Raw genomic sequence first — 17,355 nt, 5'->3', positions numbered from 1 at the left:
CATCGGGGATGACGAATGTTTTCTAGCAGAACGAAGGAACGTCTCGTTGCGGGGTTCTGGATTGTACTTTTCGTGTCTGTGGCGTTGTCCGCAGTATTGGCCGACAGACGTGGCGGCGAGTCCGACTCTCCTCCACCATCACCTACCGAAGAACAGGCTCAAACGGCAGATGAAGCAATCGCTGAGTATACAAAATGGTTGGTCATCGTAACAGCTGTCCTGGCCGGCGGCGCCTTGCTGCAGCTATATTTTTTAAACTCAGCCGACGAAACGGCTAGGTTGACAGCTGAAGCAGCAAAAAGTTCAGCTGATTTGGCATTGAAAACGAATCGCGCATTCGTCTTTCCAAACGGGCCAGCCTATCTGTCGCATCACGACCCCTTGAGTGGCACATACTGGTGGTCGATACATCCAGGTTGGGAGAACAGCGGAAATACGCCGACAAAGGAAGTGTACCTTATGTCGGGGCGGTGGCTTGACGTCACCGATATCCCAACCGACTACAATTTTCCTTCAATCGGGTCTCCGACGCCAACCTTCATTGGGCCAAAGGCTTCCGTAAGCGGAAAGGCAATATCCATCGATGCTACCGATCTTGCTGACGTTCGTGATGGAAAGAAGTACCTATACGTATGGGGATGGGCGCGGTATCGGGATATTTTTGGAACACGCCTACATGTAACAAAATACTGCTATCGAGTTATCTTTCTGGGAAATCCGCATCAGCACTTTAGCGCCGGTGGCATAGAGATGCAGTTCCATCACCATTCGACTCACAACTGCGCTGACGAAGGTTGCCCTGACTACGCTCAGGAAAACTGATCGAGCCAGCGACCCGACTTCACAAGGGACAGGCGGTCAAAACGTCGACAGATCCATCCCCGGATCATACTCGCGATCCGGCACGTCCTTGGTGATGGCCTGGCCGCAGACCACGCGCTTCTGCTCGGCGTCGTAGGTCAGCGTCGGCTGGCCGTAGAGCAGCCAGCCTCGGTTGAGCAACGCAGTGATGCGATGGCAGAAGGCGGCGTCGTCCACGCCGGTGAGATAGCGATAGAGGATCATTTCATTCTCCGTCATGCCCGTCCCCGGACTTGATCCGGGGATTTATCCGGGCATCTCGCGCCCGCTGGAAACAGATCGCCGGGTCAAGCCCGGCGATGACGGCGCTGAGTTAGTGATGGCCGCCTTCGTGCAAAATCTCGTCGCGCATGCCGGTTTCGTAGCTCAGGCCCTCCGGCGTGATCTGGCAGGCTTGCGGCCAGAAGGATTTCACCAGGCCCTTGCGCTCGAGCGCGATCCAGGCGCTCTCGTTGGAGAGGCCCGAAGCGTCCTTGGACGAGAGCACGTAGTTGCCGAGGTGGAAGTGGTTGCCGTGCGGGCGCGGCATGCCGGTGATCATGATATGGCCGGGCTGGTCGGCCGGCTTGGCGAAGCCCTCGATCTTGGCCAGCTCCTGGAACAAGGTCAGCGTCTTCAGCTGGAGGGCGTTCAGGTTCAGCGGATTCTTCTTCGGCATCTCTTTGTCTCTTAGTCGCGAAAATTCACATATTGCAGCGGCTGCTCGATCTTCAGGCCGCGGACCATGGCAATGGTGTCCTGGAGATCGTCGCGCTTCTTGCCGGTGATGCGGAGCTCGTCGCCCTGGATCGAGGCCTGGACTTTCAGCTTCGCGTCCTTGATCGCCTTCACGATCTCCTTGGCGAGCTTCTGGTCGATGCCCTGCTTGACGATGACCTGCTGGCGCACGGCGTTGCCCGAGGCCCGCTCCTCGTCCTTGAACTCCAGCGCGCCGGCATCGAGCTTGCGGCGGGTGACATAGCCGCGGAGCAGCTCCTGCATCTGGCGCAGCTTCATGTCGTCATCGGCCAGCAGCGTGATCGTCTCCTCCTTGCGCTCGATGGTGCATTTCGAGCCCTTGAAGTCAAAGCGGGTGTCGATCTCGCGGCGGGCGCCGTTGATGGCGTTGTCGATCTCGGTCAGATCGGTCTTGGAGACGATGTCGAAGGACGGCATTTGGAGAACCTCGTTCAGCGGCCGGGGACTCTGCCACAAAGCGGCTTAGCTTGCCAACGCAGCCGGAATCCGACGGTACCAGAAGGCCAAGGGCAGGGCGCGGATGCCGAAAAACAGGGTCAGCGCCGCCCACAATCCGGCATTGCCGTCGAACCAGAAGGCGCATTGCAGCGCCACCAGCCCGAGCGCGGCCGAGACCAGCATGCCGTCGCGCAGCTCCCGGCCGCGGGTGGCGCCGATGAAGACGCCGTCCAGCAGGAAGCACCAGACCGAGACGACCGGCGCCACGATCACCCAGGGGAAGACCTTCTCGGCCGCCGCCACCACCTCGGCATTGGCGCTGAAGACCGGAAGCATGAAGGCGCCGACCGGCCAGAGCAGGACGGCGAGCAGGGCGGCGAGGCCGAGGCTCCAGCCGAGATTGGCCCAGAGCGCCGCCGAGAGGCGTTTCCTGTCCTTGGCGCCGACCGCCTCGCCGACCAGGGTCTCGGCCGATTGCGCAAAGCCGTCGAGCGCGTTGGCGATCAGGCCCAAAAAGCCGATCAGGATCTGGTTGGCGGCCAGCGTCACTTCTTCCTGCCGGGCGCTCAGGTGGATGAAGTAGTTGAAGACCAGCATCAGCGCGAGCGTACGGATGAAGATGTCGCGGTTGATCCGGGCCAGCCGCCCCAGCATCTCGAAGGCGAAGGTGGTGCCGCGTGAGAGCAGGGGCCCCAGCTTCTTCGAGATGCGGCGGGTCCAGAGGAAGCCGATGAGCGCGGTCGTCGCCTGCGCCAGCGCCGTGGCGCTGGCGACCCCGATCACGTCATAGTCGAGCTCAACGACGAAGAGATAGCAGAGCGCGATGTTGAGGCCGTTCAGGAGGAGCTGCAGCGCGAACATGACGCGGGCGCGCTGCATGCCGATCAGCCAGCCCATCATCGCATAAAGCGAAAGGTCGAAGGGTGCCGCCAGCAGGCGGATGTGGAAATACTGTGCGGCGTAGTCCTGCACCTGGGCCGGGCCGCCATAGATCGGCAGGCCGATCGCGGCCAGCGGAAAGGCGGCCAGGATCAGCAGCAGGCCGATGCCGACGGCGAGCACCAGTGACCAGGTGAGTGCCTCGCGCATTTCCCGGAGGTCGCGGGCGCCGTTGGCCTGGGCCGTGATGCCCGTGGTGCCCATCCTGAGGAAGCCGAAGGCCCAGAGCGTCAGGGCGGTGAAGGCGGCGCCGAGCGCGACGCCGGCCTGCTCGACCGCATCGCCGCTGCGGCCGATGAACGCCATGTCGCAGAGGCCGGGAAGCACGGTGGTCAGGTTGGCCATGATCGCCGGGAAGGCGATCGACCAGATCCGCCGGTTCAAGGACGGCGGCACGGCCTGCCCCGGGAATGCCGAGGACAGGGTGGCCGTGAGTTGCGGCAAATCGGACGATGACATGGAGTAATTGCGCCCCGAAACCGCCCACACTATAGAGGTTGGCAGCGAGACAAGACCAGAGATCTTCGATAAATTCCCCCGATCCACTGTATTTCCCGGTGGTCTGCACAGAAGGGCTTACCCGTGACCGGCTTTGAGATTCGACGTCCCTATCTCCTGTTTCTGGGCAACGCCAAGGACCAGCTGGCGGCCAAGACCGCCCAGGGCATCCTCGATTGGCGTCCGGATTGGTGCCTCGGCCAGATGCGGCTCGAAGGGTGCAATGCCGACCTCAAGATCAAGGACATGAATTTCCAAGAGGCGGCCAAGGCCGGGGCGAAGACGGTGATCGTCGGCGTCGCCAATCGCGGCGGCGTGCTGTCGCCGGATTGGGTGGACATGCTGGCCGGCGCGATGGAGCTCGGCATGGACTTGGCGAGCGGGCTGCACCAGCGCCTCTCCGATCATCCGCAGCTGGTCGAGACCGCCAAGCGGCTCGGCCGGGAACTCCACGACGTCCGCCACCCGACCCGCGAGTTCGAAGTCGGGACCGGCGCCAAGCGTTCCGGCAAGCGCCTGCTGGCCGTCGGAACAGACTGCTCGGTCGGCAAGATGTACACCACGCTGGCGCTCGAGAAGGAGCTGAAGCAGCGCGGCGCCAAGGCGGATTTCCGCGCAACGGGTCAAACGGGCATCTTCATCGCCGGCTCCGGCGTCTCGATCGACGCGGTGGTCTCCGACTTCGTGTCCGGCGCGGTCGAATGGCTCTCGCCGGCCAACGACGCCGACCATTGGGATCTGGTGGAGGGCCAGGGGTCGCTGTTTCATGCTTCCTATGCCGGCGTCAGCCTCGGCCTGCTGCACGGCGCGCAGCCCGATGCGCTGGTGCTCTGCCATGAGCCGACGCGGAAGCACATGCGCGGCCTGCCGCATTATCCGCTGCCGGATCTCAAGGCCTGCATGGAAGCGAACCTCGCCGCGGCGAAGCTCACCAATCCCAATGTGAAATTCGTCGGCGCCAGCATCAACACCAAGGGGCTCGATGAAGCGGCGGCGAACGACTATCTCGCCAAGGTCGAGCGGGAGATCGGATTGCCCACCGTCGATCCAATCCGCACGGGAGTCGGCCGTATCGCCGATCGGCTGTCATGACGCGAAAGCTCGCCATCCGGTCCGAGAGCTTCAAGCTCGCCCAGACCTTCACCATCTCGCGCGGCTCGAAGAGCGAGGCTGAAGTGGTGGTGGTGGAGATCGAGGAGGACGGCAAGACCGGCCGCGGCGAATGCGTGCCCTATGCGCGCTACAAGGAGAGCGTCGGCAGCGTCACCGAGATCGTCGAAAGCATGCGCAACGCGATCGAAGGCGGCGTCGGCCGGCAGCGGCTGCGCAACCTCTTGAAGCCGGGCGCCGCGCGCAACGCCATCGACTGCGCGCTCTGGGATCTCGAGGCCAAGCTGTCGGGCAAGCCGGTCTGGGAGATGGCCGGGCTGGAAAAGCCCCATGACGTGGTGACGACCTATACCCTGAGCCTCGACACGCCGGCGAAGATGGCGGAGGCGGCCAAGGCGAATGCCAGCCGGCCGTTCCTGAAGCTGAAGCTCGCCGGACCGGAGGACCTGGAGCGCGTCAAAGCCGTGCACCAGGCGGCGCCCAATGCCAAGCTGATGGTCGATGCCAACGAGGGCTGGTCGATCGACGATTACAAGGCGCTCTCGCCCCTGCTGAAGAACCTGGGCGTGGTGTTGATCGAGCAGCCGCTGCCGGCCGAGGACGATCTCGCGATCCTGGCGGTAAAGGGCTCGGTGCCGGTCTGCGCCGACGAGAGCTGCCACGACCTCTCGTCGCTCCGGACGCTGCACGGCCGCTATCAGTGCGTGAACATCAAGCTCGACAAGGCCGGCGGTTTGACGGAAGCACTGGCCATGGTCGCCGAGGCGCGGCGGCTGGAGTTCCAGGTAATGGTCGGCTGCATGGTCGCAACCTCGCTCTCGATGGCCCCAGCCTTCCTGGCGGCGCAGAGCGCGGAATTCGTCGACCTCGACGGCCCGCTGCTCCTCGCCGAGGATCGCCCGCACGGTTTCAAATTCACCGGCAGCACCATGCACCCGAACGCGCCAGAGCTCTGGGGGTAGCGAGGACTCTCTGTCGGCAAGTGCTCCGCTGCACTCCCTCGCCCGTAGGGAGAGGGGGTGCAGCGGTGCGCTCGCCTATGCAGAGTTAGCGCGGTGCGAAGAACTCCTGGAGATTCCGCGCCGCCGTTTCGATGTGCTGGGTGAGGATGGCGCAGGCTTCGTCGGCGTCGCGCGCCGAGCAGGCGTCGATCATGCCGCGGTGCTCTTCCTGAGAGAGATGATTGCGGCCCATCGCCGCCAGGTGAAAGCGCAGGAAGCGATCCGCCGCCGCCAGCTGCTGGTCGACCAAGGTCAAGAGGCGCGGCCGTCCGGCGCGGCCGTAGAGCGTCATGTGGAAGCGGCGGTTCAATTCGCCCAGGCGGGACTGGCCTTGCTGCGCGTCCATCTCGTCGACGATCTCGCGCGCGCGCTTGATATCCTCCTTGGTGAGATGCGGCACCGAAAGGCGCAAGGCCGCGGGCTCGAGTGCTCCGCGGATCGCGTAATTGTCGGCGCCCTCGGCGGCCGAGATCTCCGTCACCACCGCGCCGCGGTGCGGATAGAAGTCGACCAGCGCCTGTGCCTCGAGCTGGCGCAGCGCCTCGCGGATCGGCATCCGCGAGAGGCCGAACTCGGCGGCGAGATCCTCCTGTCGCAACGGCGTGCCGCCGGGCAGCGCTCCGGTCAGGATCGCCTCCTTCAAAGTGCTCTCGACATATTCCGTGGCCGTGCGGAAACGCGGCTGCCGGGCATCGATCAATTTGGCGAGCGTGGCCAATAGATTGAAATTCCTTATTAATATCTGTTTGTCGATTGGATCCAATTTCAGTATAGCTAGAGGCCGAGACGGGGGCAATGCCGCCGCTAGCTGCTGGGGAAGTGCGATGAGCCTTGGGTCAGAGACGATGGGCGGCGAAGTGCCGGCGAAGGCGGTCGGACCCTGGCCGCCGATCCTGGCCGGCCTGCTGGCCTCGGTGGTCGGCTATGGCAGCTCCTTCGCGATCGTGCTGCAGGGCCTGATCGGCGTCGGCGCGACACCGGCGCAGGCGGAATCCGGATTGCTGGCCGTCGGCACCATGATGGGACTCGCCGCGGTCGTGTTCGGGCTGAAGTACCGCATGCCGGTCGCGATCGCCTGGTCGACGCCCGGCGCGGCCCTGCTCGCGGCAACCGGGGTGATCGCGGGCGGCTTTGCCGCCGCGGTGGGCGCCTTCATCGTCGCCGGCGCGCTGGTCGTTGTCGCGGGCCTGTGGAAGCCGCTGGGCCGCGCGGTGCTGGCGATCCCGGCGCCGCTCGCCAACGCGATGCTGGCCGGCGTGCTCCTGAGCTTCTGCATCGCGCCGGTCAAGGCCGTCGCCGAAGTGCCGATGATGGCGCTGCCCGTGGTGATCGGCTGGGTCGTGGTCGCGCGCTTCGCGCGGCTCTACGCGGCGCCCGCCGCGGTGGTGATCGCGGTGCTGATGTATGCGCTGGCCGCCTTTGGCCTGCTGCCGGGCAGCGAGTCTGCCGCGGTGGCGCCGCTCGCCGGCGGCTGGCAGTGGCCGTCGCTCGAATGGGTGACGCCGGTCTTCTCCTGGTCGGCGGTGGTCTCGATCGCGCTGCCGCTCTTCCTGGTCACAATGGCGTCGCAGAATATTCCGGGCTTCGCAGTCTTGCGCGCCAACGGCTACGAGCCGCCGTCCGCGCCGCTGCTGGTCGGCACCGGCGTCTCGACCTTGATGGCAGCACCCTTCGGCGGGCATGCGGTCAATCTTGCCGCGATCACCGCGGCGATCTGCGCCGGGCCCGATGCGCATCCCGATCCGAAGCAGCGCTACATCGCCGCGGTCACATCGGGTGTCGCTTACGTGGCGATGGGAATCCTGGCCCCGTTCGCAGCCGGATTCATCACCGCATCGCCGCCGATCCTGATCGAGGCGGTGGCCGGCCTGGCGCTGCTCGGCGCCTTCGGTTCGTCGAGCCTCGCCTTTCTCAGCGCAGCGAAGGAGCGTGACGCAGCGCTTGTGACATTCGTCACCACAGCGTCCGGCTTCTCGGTCTTCGGCATCGGCGCGGCCTTCTGGGGCCTGGTCGCCGGCGGCGCGGTGCTCGCCCTGCATCGCCTGGGACGTCAGGCGTAGCAAGGCTTTCAAACCTTCCCGGGCAACGGCTTAGGCGCGGAGTCCTCGGCGCCGCTGCATCCGGATTCCCGCATTTATCCCAAGAAATTAAGAATTTGGTACGAATCGCGTATATGATGCGGAGCACGGGATTCTTGGGCTATCGGGGATTGAAGGGTGAGCATCGCGCATATCCTCTGCGTGGATGACGATATTGCCGGCCTGACGCAGCTCGGACAGCAGCTGCGCCAGGCGGGCTATACCGTCACGGCCGCGGCCGGCGGGCAGGCGGCGCTCGACCTTCTGGATGCGCAGCATTTCGACCTGGTCATGCTGGACTTGAGCATGCCGGAGATGGGCGGGCTCGAGGTGCTCTACCGCGTGCGCCAGGTGCTGCGGCCCGACGAGCTGCCGATCATCATGATGTCCGACGTCGGCGAGGACGATCTGGTCGCCGGCGCGCTCAATGACGGCGCCGACGATTACGTCTCGAAGCCGCTGCATCTCCCCGTGGCGATGGCGCGGATCCGCTCGCATCTCGCGCGCTGCGCGGCGATTGCCGCCAACAAGAGCGAGCAGGAGCGCTTCGCGCTCGCCGTCGCGGGCTCGAGCGACGGCATCTGGGACTGGATCATGAAGAGCGACCAGCTCTACTTCTCGCCGCGCTGCCTCGAGCTGCTCGGGCTCGACCGCGACGCGGCGGTCGACACGATGGACAGCTGGGTCGGCATGCTGCATCGCGACGACGTGGACGCGTTCCAGCTGGCGCTCCGGAACCATCTCGAAGGCATCTCATTGGCGTTCCAGATCGAATGCCGGATCCAGCACGCCAACATGACCTATCGCTGGTTCCTGGTGCGCGGCACCTCGCTCAGGAACGAATACGGCAAGGCCTGGCGGGTCGCGGGGTCGATCAGCGACATCAGCGAGCGCAAGCTGACCGACGCAATGACCGGCCTGCCGAACCGCATCGTGCTCTATGACCGCATCAACCAGTCGATCATCAAGACCAAGCGGCGCGCCGGCGCCGCCGGCAGCGCCGGTCCGGCCGCCAACTTCGGCATCATCCTCTTGCAGATCGACCGCTACGAGACGATGCGCGAGGCCTACGGCCAGGCATTCTGCGACCTGGTGCAGAAGGCGGTGGCGCAAAGGCTGATCGGCACGCTGCGCACCACCGACACGCTGACCATCATGTCGGAAAACACCATGTGCATCCTGGTCGATGTGATGCGCGACGACACCGATCTCGTGCGCGTCGCCAACCGGGTGAAGAAAGCCGCCGAAGAGCCGATCACCATGGGCGAGGAATCGGTCATGCTGACGCTCTCGATCGGCATGGCCCAGGCGCAGCCGCATCACGAGATCGCCGACGAGCTGATCAAGGACGCGACCGCGGCCTTGAACAAGGCGCGCGACGAGGGCGGCGGCCAGGAGGTCGTGTTCGACCCTGAAATGCAGCGCCGCGCCCGCGATCGCCTCAGGATCGAAGCCGACCTGCACCAGGCGCTGCGGCGCGAGGAGCTGCTGGTGCTGTACCAGCCGATCGTCGACCTGAATTCCGGCGAGCTTTCCGGCTTCGAGGCGCTGGTGCGCTGGCACCACCCGACGCGCGGCATGGTCTCGCCAATGGACTTCATCCCGATCGCCGAGGAGACCGGGCTCATCGTGCCGATCGGCACCTGGGTGTTGCAGCAATCCTGCCGCCAGGCGCGGGCCTGGATCGATGCCGGCGCCAATCCCGAGCTCTTCGTCAGCGTCAACGTCTCAAGCCGCCAGCTCGACGGGCCGTCGCTGCCCGACATCGTGCGCTCTGCGCTCGAGACCAACCGGCTGGAGCCGGCGCGCTTGAAGCTGGAGATCACTGAGAGCGCGGTGATGCGCGATTTCGAGGTGACCTTGGGCCTGCTCAATCGCCTGCGGGCGATCGGCGCCGGCCTGTCGCTGGACGATTTCGGCACCGGCTATTCGTCGCTCTCGTTGCTGAAGCGGCTGCCGATCGACACCTTGAAGGTCGACCGCTCCTTCGTCTCCTCGATGGGCGTCGATTCCGCCGGCGTGCGGATGGTGGAAGCGATCCTGCAGCTGGCACGCCTGTTCCGTCTCAAGGTCGTGGCCGAGGGCATCGAGCGCAACGAGGAATCCGAGCTGTTGCGGGCGCTGTCCTGCGAATACGGCCAGGGCTGGCTGTTCGGCAAGCCGCTCACCCCCGATGCCTGCATGGAACGGCTGCTGAAGCGCGACAAGGCCGTCGCCAACTAGGCTCTCTATCCTTCGACACAGCGGCTCTCTTCCGCCACCTTGCGGATCGGCTTCGGCAGTTCCGGCAGCGCGAGGCTGGTCTCGCGCGCCGATTTCGAATCCGGAGCCGCCTTGGGCGCGTCGAGAGCGCCGGAAATGCGGATCGGGATGTCGAGCGCGAAGAAGCCGGTCGATTCCGGATCCGAGCGGATGGTGAGATCGACGCTGTTCTTCGCAAGGTCGATGCTGCCGCCGCCGGTGAGCGTCGCATCGGGCGTCCGCAGGATCAGCGGCGAGACCTGCGCGACGCCGTTCTTCACCGTGGCGACGCCGAGCAGGCATCTGACCGCGGACATACCCTTTCCCTTGCGAAAGATCGTCCGCAGATCGACCGAGGCCTTCTCGAGGATGTCGCGCGAGACCTTGCCCTCGGTCATTGCGAAGACCGCGCTGCCCTGGCCCTGCGACAGGACCTCGCCGAGCCTGGCCGCGTTCGCGTCGAGCGCGATCCTTGCGCTGATCTTGCCGGCGATCTCGCTGGTCGCCACGCCGAATGCCTTCAGGAGATCGGCGAGATCGCCCCCGGGCAGCCCGGCATTGAGGTGCAAGCGCGTGGCCTTGCCCTTGCTCTTCGCGGTGCCGTTCGCTTCGAACGTCGTGCCCGCCATGGCGAATTTGACGCTGTCGATATCGACCGCGCCCGGTGCGGCATTTCCGACCAGCGCGAAACCCGTCAGTGTCGTCTTGCCGTATTTCAGTTTCTTGGCCGCGAGGTCGGCCGCTATCGCCGGCGCGGTCTTTTCCGGCAGCTGGAGCGCGATCGATTTCCAGTCGGTACCGGATTGCTGCTCGCCGAGCATGCGGTCGAGCACCAGCGTATCGTAGCGCGCCGTGACCGCCATCTTGTCGGTGCCGCCGCGCGGCCCTTCGTCGAGGGCGAAGCTGCCGGTCACGGGGTTCTCCGCCGTCGCGCCCTTGATCGCATCGATCTGCCAGTGGCTGCCCTGGTGGGAGAGGGTGCCGTCGAGCTTCACCGGAAAACCCGCGGCGAGGCCGGCGTCGAAGGCTTCCAGCAGCTTGCCGAAGTTCTTCGCCTCGATGGCGAGCGCCGCCTGGTCGATCGCGTCGAAGTCCAGCGGGTTCATGAGAGAACCGTTGAAGGCGACCATGCTGTCCTGGTTGGACAGCGTGAATTCCTCGCGGAAGGGGACCGAGCCGTCGCGCAGCGCGTCGAAGGAATCCGTCGTCGCTTTCAGCGTCGCGGGAAGATCGTTATAGGCGCCTTCGCCGGCGACCATCACCGGCCGGTCGTCGCCCGCTGACTGCACCGTCGCCTGCTTCAAGGCGATCACCAGCGCTTTGCCGCTGCTGGTGCGGTAGGTGATGGTCGCGTCCTGCAGCGCGAAGTCGAGCAAGGTCGGAAACTCGGTCCGGTCCTTCGGCACCAGAGCGAGGCCGCCCGGGCCGGCACTGCTCGGGAACTTCCAGTTACCGGTGCCCTTCTCGTCGCGCTCGAGCAGGATGTCGGGGCGCGTCACGTCCAGGCGGCGGTAGCGGATCTTGCCTTCCAGCAGCGGCCATACATCGACCTGAGCCAGGATATGCTCGACGCTGGCCATCTCCGGGCGCGTGCCCCAGGGCGCATTGGCGATGCGCAGGTCGCGGATCTCGACGTGGAGCGGATCGCCCCAGCCGATCTGCAGCGCCCCGATCGTGACCTTGCGGCCGAGCGCCTCGCTGCCCTCGCGTTCGGCGTAGCTGCGATAGTCGAGGCTCATCGCCCAGAGCACGCCGGCGCCGGCCAGCAGCACGACGACCAGCAGCAGGGAGAGGATGACGATCGCGATCTGGCGTAAGCGCACGCGCGGCTCCGATGGGAGGGGAGGGCGCGGCTACCTTGGTCTACCCCGGGGCCAGCGCATAGCCCACTAACCCCGCAGCCGCTGCCGGGTTGCCGTCCGCGGCCTCAGAGTTCCGGCATCCGGAACGGCTGGATCTGCTCGAAAGCCTGGGCGGCGCGCAGCACGCGGTGGTCGCCGAGGATCGGGCCGACGATCTGCAGCCCGACCGGCAGGCCGGCCTTGGTGAAGCCGCAGGGAACCGAGATGGCCGGCTGCCGCGTCAGGTTGAAGGGATAGGTGAAAGGGCTCCAGTCGTTCCACTCGCCGCGCCCGGCCTGGGGCGGATAATCCGACCCGGCGGCGAAGGCCGCGAGCGGCATGGTCGGCGTGATGAGCAGGTCCCAGGATTGGAAGAAGGCCAGCATCTTCGAGCCCAAGGCCTCGCGCGCCTTGATCGAGGCGGCGTATTCGACCGCCGGCAGCCGGCTGCCCTGCTCGGCGATATAGGCAAAGCCGGGATCGAGCCGCCGACGCTGCGCCGCCGTCATGCCCCGGACCTGCAGCGCGGCGCCGACGAACCAGTGGTGCTGGAAGGTGAGCAGGCTGTCCTCGAACACCGGCGGCACCTCGACCACCTCGGCGCCGAGCTCGGCGAAGCGCCTGGCCGCGGCGGCGACGATCGCGGCGATTTCCGGATCGACCCTGGCGCCGGAGAGCGTTGGGGAGAAGGCGATGCGCCAATCCTTGATTCCGCCCGCGAGGCCGGCGCGAAACGCGCGGTCCTTGAGCGGCAAGGCATAGAAGTCCGCCGGGAAAGGCTCGGTCAGGACTTCCATCATTAGCGCCGCATCGGCGACGCTGCGGGTGATCGGCCCGCCGGTCGAAAGCGTGCCGTAGGGCGAAGGCGGGTGGCGCGGCACGATGCCGTAGGTCGGCTTGAATCCGACCACGCCGGTGAAGCTCGCGGGAATCCGGATCGAGCCGCCGCCATCGGTGCCGACATGCAAGGCACCCATGCCGCAGGCCGCCGCCACCGCCGCGCCGCCGCTGCTGCCGCCCGGTGTCAGCTCCGCTTTCCATGGATTGCGCGTAATGCCGTGGATCGGGCTGTCGGTGACGCCCTTCCAGCCGAATTCCGGTGTCGTGGTCTTGCCGAGCAGGACGGCGCCGGACCGCCGCAAGCTGGCGACCAGCACGCCGTCATCGGCCCAATCCTGATCCGGATCGACGCTGCGGGAGCCGCGCAAAGTCGGCCAGCCTCGAGCCAGGATCAGGTCCTTGACGGTGGTGGGAACACCGTCCAAGGGGCCCAGGGTTCCCCCGGCCTTCCAACGCGCTTCCGATTGCCGCGCGTAGTTCAGCGCGCATTCCGGGTCGACCACGCAGAAAGCATTGAAGCGCGGGTTATGCCGGTCGATCGCCGCCAGCGCGGCCTTGGTCGCCTCGACCGGCGAGAGTTCTCGAGAAGCGTAAAGCTCAAGCAGACGGGTCGCGGGCAGAAGATGGAGCGGCAGGTCCATAAGGTCTCGGGCTAGCGCAGGCGGGTCGACTTAGGTCGATTTACCTGTATTGGTAAAGGAAGGTGTTCCCGATGACCAGTGCGGGATTTTGCCTGACCGGAAGATTTGCGGGCAAAGACCGGGCGTTACGCCTGGTTCAGCAGGTCCTGGAACCGCTTCATGGCGAGGTCGTAGTTGTCCGCCCACCAGGCGCTGTCGACCGTCACCAGCTGCGACCGGTTCTCCGGCTGGGTCGGATCCAGCTGTCTCAGACTAGCCGGCATCGCCTTGGTGGCGTTCGGATTGCACGGGCCGACACCTTGCAGGCCGGTGAAGTTGACCTGGCGCTGCGCCTCCTGCATCGAGGCGATGAACTTGAAGGCCTGCGACCCTGCCGGGTTGTTCTTCGGCACCACCCAGACGCCGGGATAGAGAATGCCGTCGGCCCAGGTCCAACCAATCCGGCCATTGGTTTCCGCGGCGAGCTGCACCGCGCGTGAATGCCAGATGCAGGACATGCCGACCACGCGATCGACCAGCATCTGCTTCGACTGCGCGCCGCTCTCCCAGGTCTGGAGATGCGGCTTCAACTGCTTCAGCCGGTCCATGACCACGGTGAGGTTGATCGGGTAGACCTTGTTGCGCGGGGCACCGGCGGCGAGCATCGCCGCCTCGAAGCCGCCGTTCATCCAGCGCCAGAGGCCGCGCTTGCCGGGGAAGCGCTTCACGTCCCAGAAGTCGGCCCAGTTCTGGGGCGGATGCTCCTTGTAGAGCTCGGTGTCATAGGCCAGCACATAGGCATAGGTGTAGCCGCCGACGCCGTGGTCGAAGGCGAAGGGCGTTTCAATGAGATTGCGGTCGACGATCGAATAGTCGATCGCGCTCAGGGCACCGGTGCGGCCGAGGCGAATCGCCGAATATCCATCCGCATCGCAGACATCCCAGCCCACGTCCCCGGAATCGACCATGTTGCGGATGGCGCCCTCGGTCGGCCCGGTGCCGTCGAAGACGATGGTCGGGCCGCCGGCGTTCTGGAACGGGGTGGCGAAGGCGCGGGTGAGATTCTTGATCTCGGTCCCGCCCCAGGTCGCAAACACGATCTCGCCGCCGCTGCCGGGGGCCGCCGACGCCGGCAGCGTCAGCGAGGCACCCAGCGATGCCAGAAGCGTGCGGCGGGAGAGGCGCACCATCACTTCATGGTCGGCATGACGAACTCGGCGCCGGCGCGGATGCCGGTGGGCCAGCGCGAGGTGATGGTCTTCAGCCGGGTGTAGAAGCGGATGCCTTCCGGCCCGTGCATGTGGTGATCGCCGAACAGCGATCGCTTCCAGCCGCCGAAGCTGTTGAAGGCCATCGGCACCGGAATCGGCACGTTCACGCCGACCATGCCGACCTTGATCTTCGAGGCGAAGTCGCGGGCGGCGTCGCCGTCGCGAGTGAAGATCGCGGTGCCGTTGCCGTACTCGTGCTCGTTCACCAGCTTCACCGCGCTGGCGTAATCCGGCACACGCACGACCGAGAGAACCGGGCCGAAGATCTCTTCCTTGTAGATCCGCATCTCCGGCTTGACGTTGTCAAACAGGCAGCCGCCGAGGAAGTAGCCGTTCTCATAGCCCTGCAGCTTCAGCGAACGTCCGTCCACGACCAGCTTGGCGCCTTCCTTGACGCCGAGATCGACGTAGGATTTCACCTTCTCGAAATGCTGCTTGGTGACCAGCGGCCCCATCTCGGCCTCGGGGTCGGTGCCCGGCGCCACTTTCAGCGCGCGCACCTTCGGCGCGAGCTTGTCGACGATGGTGTCGCCGACCTTGTCGCCGACGGCAACCGCGACCGAGATCGCCATGCAGCGCTCGCCGGCCGAGCCGTAGCCCGCACCCATCAGCGCGTCGGTGGCCTGGTCCATGTCGGCGTCCGGCATGACGATCATGTGGTTCTTGGCGCCGCCCAAAGCCTGCACCCGCTTATTATGGGCGGTGCCGGTGTGATAGATGTACTCGGCGATCGGGGTCGAGCCGACGAAGCTCACCGCCTGGATTTCCGGATTCTCCAGGATCGCATCGACCGCTTCCTTGTCGCCATGCACCACGTTGAAGACGCCGTCCGGGAGTCCGGCCTGCTTCAGGAGCTTGGCGATCAGCAGGGTCGGGCCGGGATCGCGCTCCGACGGCTTCAGGATGAAGGTGTTGCCGGCGACCAGCGCGATCGGGAACATCCACATCGGCACCATGGCCGGGAAGTTGAACGGCGTGATGCCGGCGACGACACCGAGCGGCTGGCGGATCGCCCAGGAATCGACGTTGGTGCCGACATTCTCCGAGAACTCGCCCTTCAGGAGCTGCGGCGCGCCGGCGGCGAACTCGACCACTTCCAGGCCGCGGGTCAACTCGCCCTTGGCGTCCGAGATGACCTTGCCATGCTCGGCGGTGATCGCCGCGGCAATCTCATCGGCCCGCTCGTCGCAGAGCTGCTTGAACTTGAACATGATGCGGGCGCGGGTCAGCGGCGGCGTGCCGGCCCAGCCGGGGAAAGCGGCGGCGGCGACCTTCACCGCGGCGTCGAGCTCGGCCTTCGAGGCGAGCGCCACCTTGGCCTGGACTTCGCCGGTCGCCGGGTTGAAGACCTCGGCCGTGCGGCCGCTCTTCCCCTGGACTTCCTGGCCGCCGATAAAATGATGGATGGATCTCATGATGCGCTCTCCCGGGTGCTCGGATTTTGGATTGGCAATATAGGTCAGCGACGGTCCACGGCGAGGGCGGATCGCTTGGGCCAGGGATATAAGCGAAGGCCAGGGGGCGTGGTCAAGATATTTATCGGCATGCTCAATATATTGAGCAACCAGATCACCGAAAGAGATCGGCACAAGTGCAGGCCATCCCAGTTGCTCGGGCAGGTTGAGGCCGCTTTGCGACCCTCAATATTGAAATGAGCCGGCGGGAGGTGAAGCGACCCCCCCTGCGCCAGCGGCTACCGACCAGATCTGGTTTGCGCGTAGCAACGACGATGATCATGTCAATCTGCGGCACCCTCGACAGTGCCATCATCTCGAAATGGTACGGAGGCAACGACCACAAGCTCGATCGGATTCAGGCTGCCGATGGGGTAGCCCGTCTGGTTGTTCGTCACTGCCAAGACTCAAGCAAGCAAAGGAGCACGGTCGCAGCTGGCAGTTACGCGAACTGGCGCGGCTTGCCGCGGAAGCGAAGGTTTGGGTTCATTGCGGGCGATGCTATCTATCGCTTGGAAGCCAAAGCATTTTAAGCTGAAGCATGGAGTTCATTCAGACGAAGACCGGTCCGATCGCAAGCTATGCGATTCGTCCTGTGGCGACGCAGCCCAACCTTGTCGTATTGCACGGAGCACTTGGCAGTTCCGAACGCCTCTTGCACCTTGGTCCCCGATTAGCAGGGTTCAATCTGATGTTCTGCGATCTTCGGGGCCATGGGCACTCGGACATGACAGCCTCCGGCTATGAACCAGCCGCACTGGCTGCCGATCTCGTGGCACCGATAGCGGCCAACTTTGGTGATGCCCCCTTCGCGGTGATCGGCGCATCCTTCTCTGGCATTGTCGCAGTGGAACTGTCGCGACTCTTACCGCGGCTGCAATGCCTCGTGATGCTCGACACGCCGTTCGACAACCTGCGCATGTCGGACTCTCTCGCTGTCTTGTTCCAGAAATATCATCGAGCCAGTGTCGAGCAGCGACACTCGATTGCTGGCCTCAGCGCAAGTTTTTTCGGATTCGATGTCGCGCGGCGCACGCTGACACCGCTCACGTTCTTTCATTGCCTGGAGGGCCTAAGACTGCCCCTCATGATGGTCACTGGCAGTCGCAAAGCGTGGGATCGTCAGAAAACGGAGGAACCGGGCGCCTATTTCTCAGCGGAGGACCAGTTGAGGATCGGTGAGACCTACGAGGGTCCTTTCTGGGTGTCAGAGATTGCCGGTGCTGGCCATCTACTGCTGAAGACCCATGCCGAGCCTGTAGCGATGGCGATCCGGCCGTTCCTGGATCGCTATGCTAAGCCACCGGTAGCTTGATGCGCGCAGGAATGATTTTGAACTTGTGCTGGAGAGGCGCGCCGCGGGTGGTCGCTGCCCTCCGAAGGCAAAGGTCGTCCGTTCGAATCGTATCGGGTGCGCCAGAATAT

The 17,355-nt window shown here is 65.1% G+C and carries 15 protein-coding genes and 1 tRNA gene; 7 read left to right on the top strand and 9 right to left on the bottom strand.

The window, feature by feature from the left end; translation table 11 throughout:
• Positions 1-15: 15 nt before the first annotated feature.
• Positions 16-822, top strand: coding sequence for a hypothetical protein (locus tag ACYQ4T_RS10860; RefSeq protein ID WP_459853662.1), 807 nt, complete (start codon positions 16-18; stop codon positions 820-822).
• A 36-nt stretch (positions 823-858) separates the two neighbouring features.
• Here the strand turns inward: ACYQ4T_RS10860 and ACYQ4T_RS10855 are convergent, their stop codons facing one another.
• The 4 genes from ACYQ4T_RS10855 to ACYQ4T_RS10840 all read right to left on the bottom strand — a co-directional run bounded on the left by ACYQ4T_RS10855 (position 859) and on the right by ACYQ4T_RS10840 (position 3,435).
• On the bottom strand, positions 859-1,080 hold the full coding sequence (locus ACYQ4T_RS10855; protein ID WP_459853659.1) for a DUF1737 domain-containing protein: 222 nt from the start codon (positions 1,078-1,080) through the stop codon (positions 859-861).
• 94 nt (positions 1,081-1,174) lie between these two features.
• A complete protein-coding gene (locus tag ACYQ4T_RS10850; RefSeq protein WP_459853657.1) occupies positions 1,175-1,519 on the bottom strand; it encodes a hypothetical protein in 345 nt (114 codons plus the stop codon).
• 11 nt (positions 1,520-1,530) lie between these two features.
• On the bottom strand, positions 1,531-2,016 hold the full coding sequence (locus ACYQ4T_RS10845; RefSeq protein ID WP_459853654.1) for a YajQ family cyclic di-GMP-binding protein: 486 nt from the start codon (positions 2,014-2,016) through the stop codon (positions 1,531-1,533).
• 45 nt (positions 2,017-2,061) lie between these two features.
• Positions 2,062-3,435, bottom strand: coding sequence for an MATE family efflux transporter (locus ACYQ4T_RS10840; RefSeq protein WP_459853651.1), 1,374 nt, complete (start codon positions 3,433-3,435; stop codon positions 2,062-2,064).
• Positions 3,436-3,558: 123 nt separating this feature from the next.
• Between ACYQ4T_RS10840 and dgcN the strand changes: the two genes are divergently transcribed.
• Entirely contained in the window at positions 3,559-4,566 is a 1,008-nt protein-coding gene (gene dgcN / locus ACYQ4T_RS10835; RefSeq protein WP_459853649.1) for an N-acetyltransferase DgcN, read from the top strand.
• Positions 4,563-5,546 carry an N-acetyl-D-Glu racemase DgcA gene (gene dgcA / locus ACYQ4T_RS10830; protein ID WP_459853646.1) on the top strand — a complete coding sequence of 328 codons (984 nt, stop codon included), beginning with the start codon at positions 4,563-4,565 and terminating at the stop codon, positions 5,544-5,546. The genes dgcN and dgcA overlap by 4 nt, the downstream gene beginning before the upstream one ends.
• An 85-nt stretch (positions 5,547-5,631) precedes the next feature.
• Here dgcA and ACYQ4T_RS10825 read toward each other — a convergent pair whose 3' ends face one another.
• Positions 5,632-6,303, bottom strand: coding sequence for a GntR family transcriptional regulator (locus tag ACYQ4T_RS10825; protein WP_459853643.1), 672 nt, complete (start codon positions 6,301-6,303; stop codon positions 5,632-5,634).
• Between the two features lie 106 nt (positions 6,304-6,409).
• On the opposite strand from ACYQ4T_RS10825, the gene ACYQ4T_RS10820 reads away from it, so the two are divergent.
• Both ACYQ4T_RS10820 and ACYQ4T_RS10815 read left to right on the top strand, forming a co-directional pair.
• Positions 6,410-7,645 carry a benzoate/H(+) symporter BenE family transporter gene (locus ACYQ4T_RS10820; protein WP_459853640.1) on the top strand — a complete coding sequence of 412 codons (1,236 nt, stop codon included), beginning with the start codon at positions 6,410-6,412 and terminating at the stop codon, positions 7,643-7,645.
• 156 nt (positions 7,646-7,801) lie between these two features.
• Positions 7,802-9,886 (top strand): putative bifunctional diguanylate cyclase/phosphodiesterase, encoded by a 2,085-nt coding sequence (locus tag ACYQ4T_RS10815; RefSeq protein ID WP_459853637.1) that lies wholly within the window; start codon positions 7,802-7,804, stop codon positions 9,884-9,886.
• A 5-nt stretch (positions 9,887-9,891) separates the two neighbouring features.
• On the opposite strand, the gene ACYQ4T_RS10810 is transcribed toward ACYQ4T_RS10815, so the two are convergent.
• The 4 genes from ACYQ4T_RS10810 to ACYQ4T_RS10795 all read right to left on the bottom strand — a co-directional run bounded on the left by ACYQ4T_RS10810 (position 9,892) and on the right by ACYQ4T_RS10795 (position 15,891).
• Entirely contained in the window at positions 9,892-11,727 is a 1,836-nt protein-coding gene (locus ACYQ4T_RS10810; RefSeq protein WP_459853634.1) for an AsmA family protein, read from the bottom strand.
• 104 nt (positions 11,728-11,831) lie between these two features.
• Positions 11,832-13,226: an amidase gene (locus tag ACYQ4T_RS10805; RefSeq protein WP_459853631.1), complete on the bottom strand. Its 1,395-nt coding sequence runs from the start codon at positions 13,224-13,226 to the stop codon at positions 11,832-11,834.
• A 125-nt stretch (positions 13,227-13,351) separates the two neighbouring features.
• A complete protein-coding gene (locus tag ACYQ4T_RS10800) occupies positions 13,352-14,395 on the bottom strand; it encodes an extracellular solute-binding protein (protein WP_459853629.1) in 1,044 nt (347 codons plus the stop codon).
• On the bottom strand, positions 14,395-15,891 hold the full coding sequence (locus ACYQ4T_RS10795) for a CoA-acylating methylmalonate-semialdehyde dehydrogenase (RefSeq protein ID WP_459853626.1): 1,497 nt from the start codon (positions 15,889-15,891) through the stop codon (positions 14,395-14,397). Before ACYQ4T_RS10795 ends, ACYQ4T_RS10800 begins: the two co-directional genes overlap by 1 nt.
• A 580-nt stretch (positions 15,892-16,471) precedes the next feature.
• Here ACYQ4T_RS10795 and ACYQ4T_RS10790 point away from each other — a divergent pair.
• Entirely contained in the window at positions 16,472-17,245 is a 774-nt protein-coding gene (locus ACYQ4T_RS10790; protein WP_459853623.1) for an alpha/beta fold hydrolase, read from the top strand.
• Positions 17,246-17,283: 38 nt separating this feature from the next.
• Positions 17,284-17,349: transfer RNA gene (locus ACYQ4T_RS10785), tRNA-Ser, on the top strand.
• The last annotated feature ends 6 nt before the right edge of the window (positions 17,350-17,355 follow it).

The organism is Dongia sp. agr-C8 (genome assembly GCF_054658695.1).
This window is presented reverse-complemented; position numbering and strand designations above follow the sequence as displayed.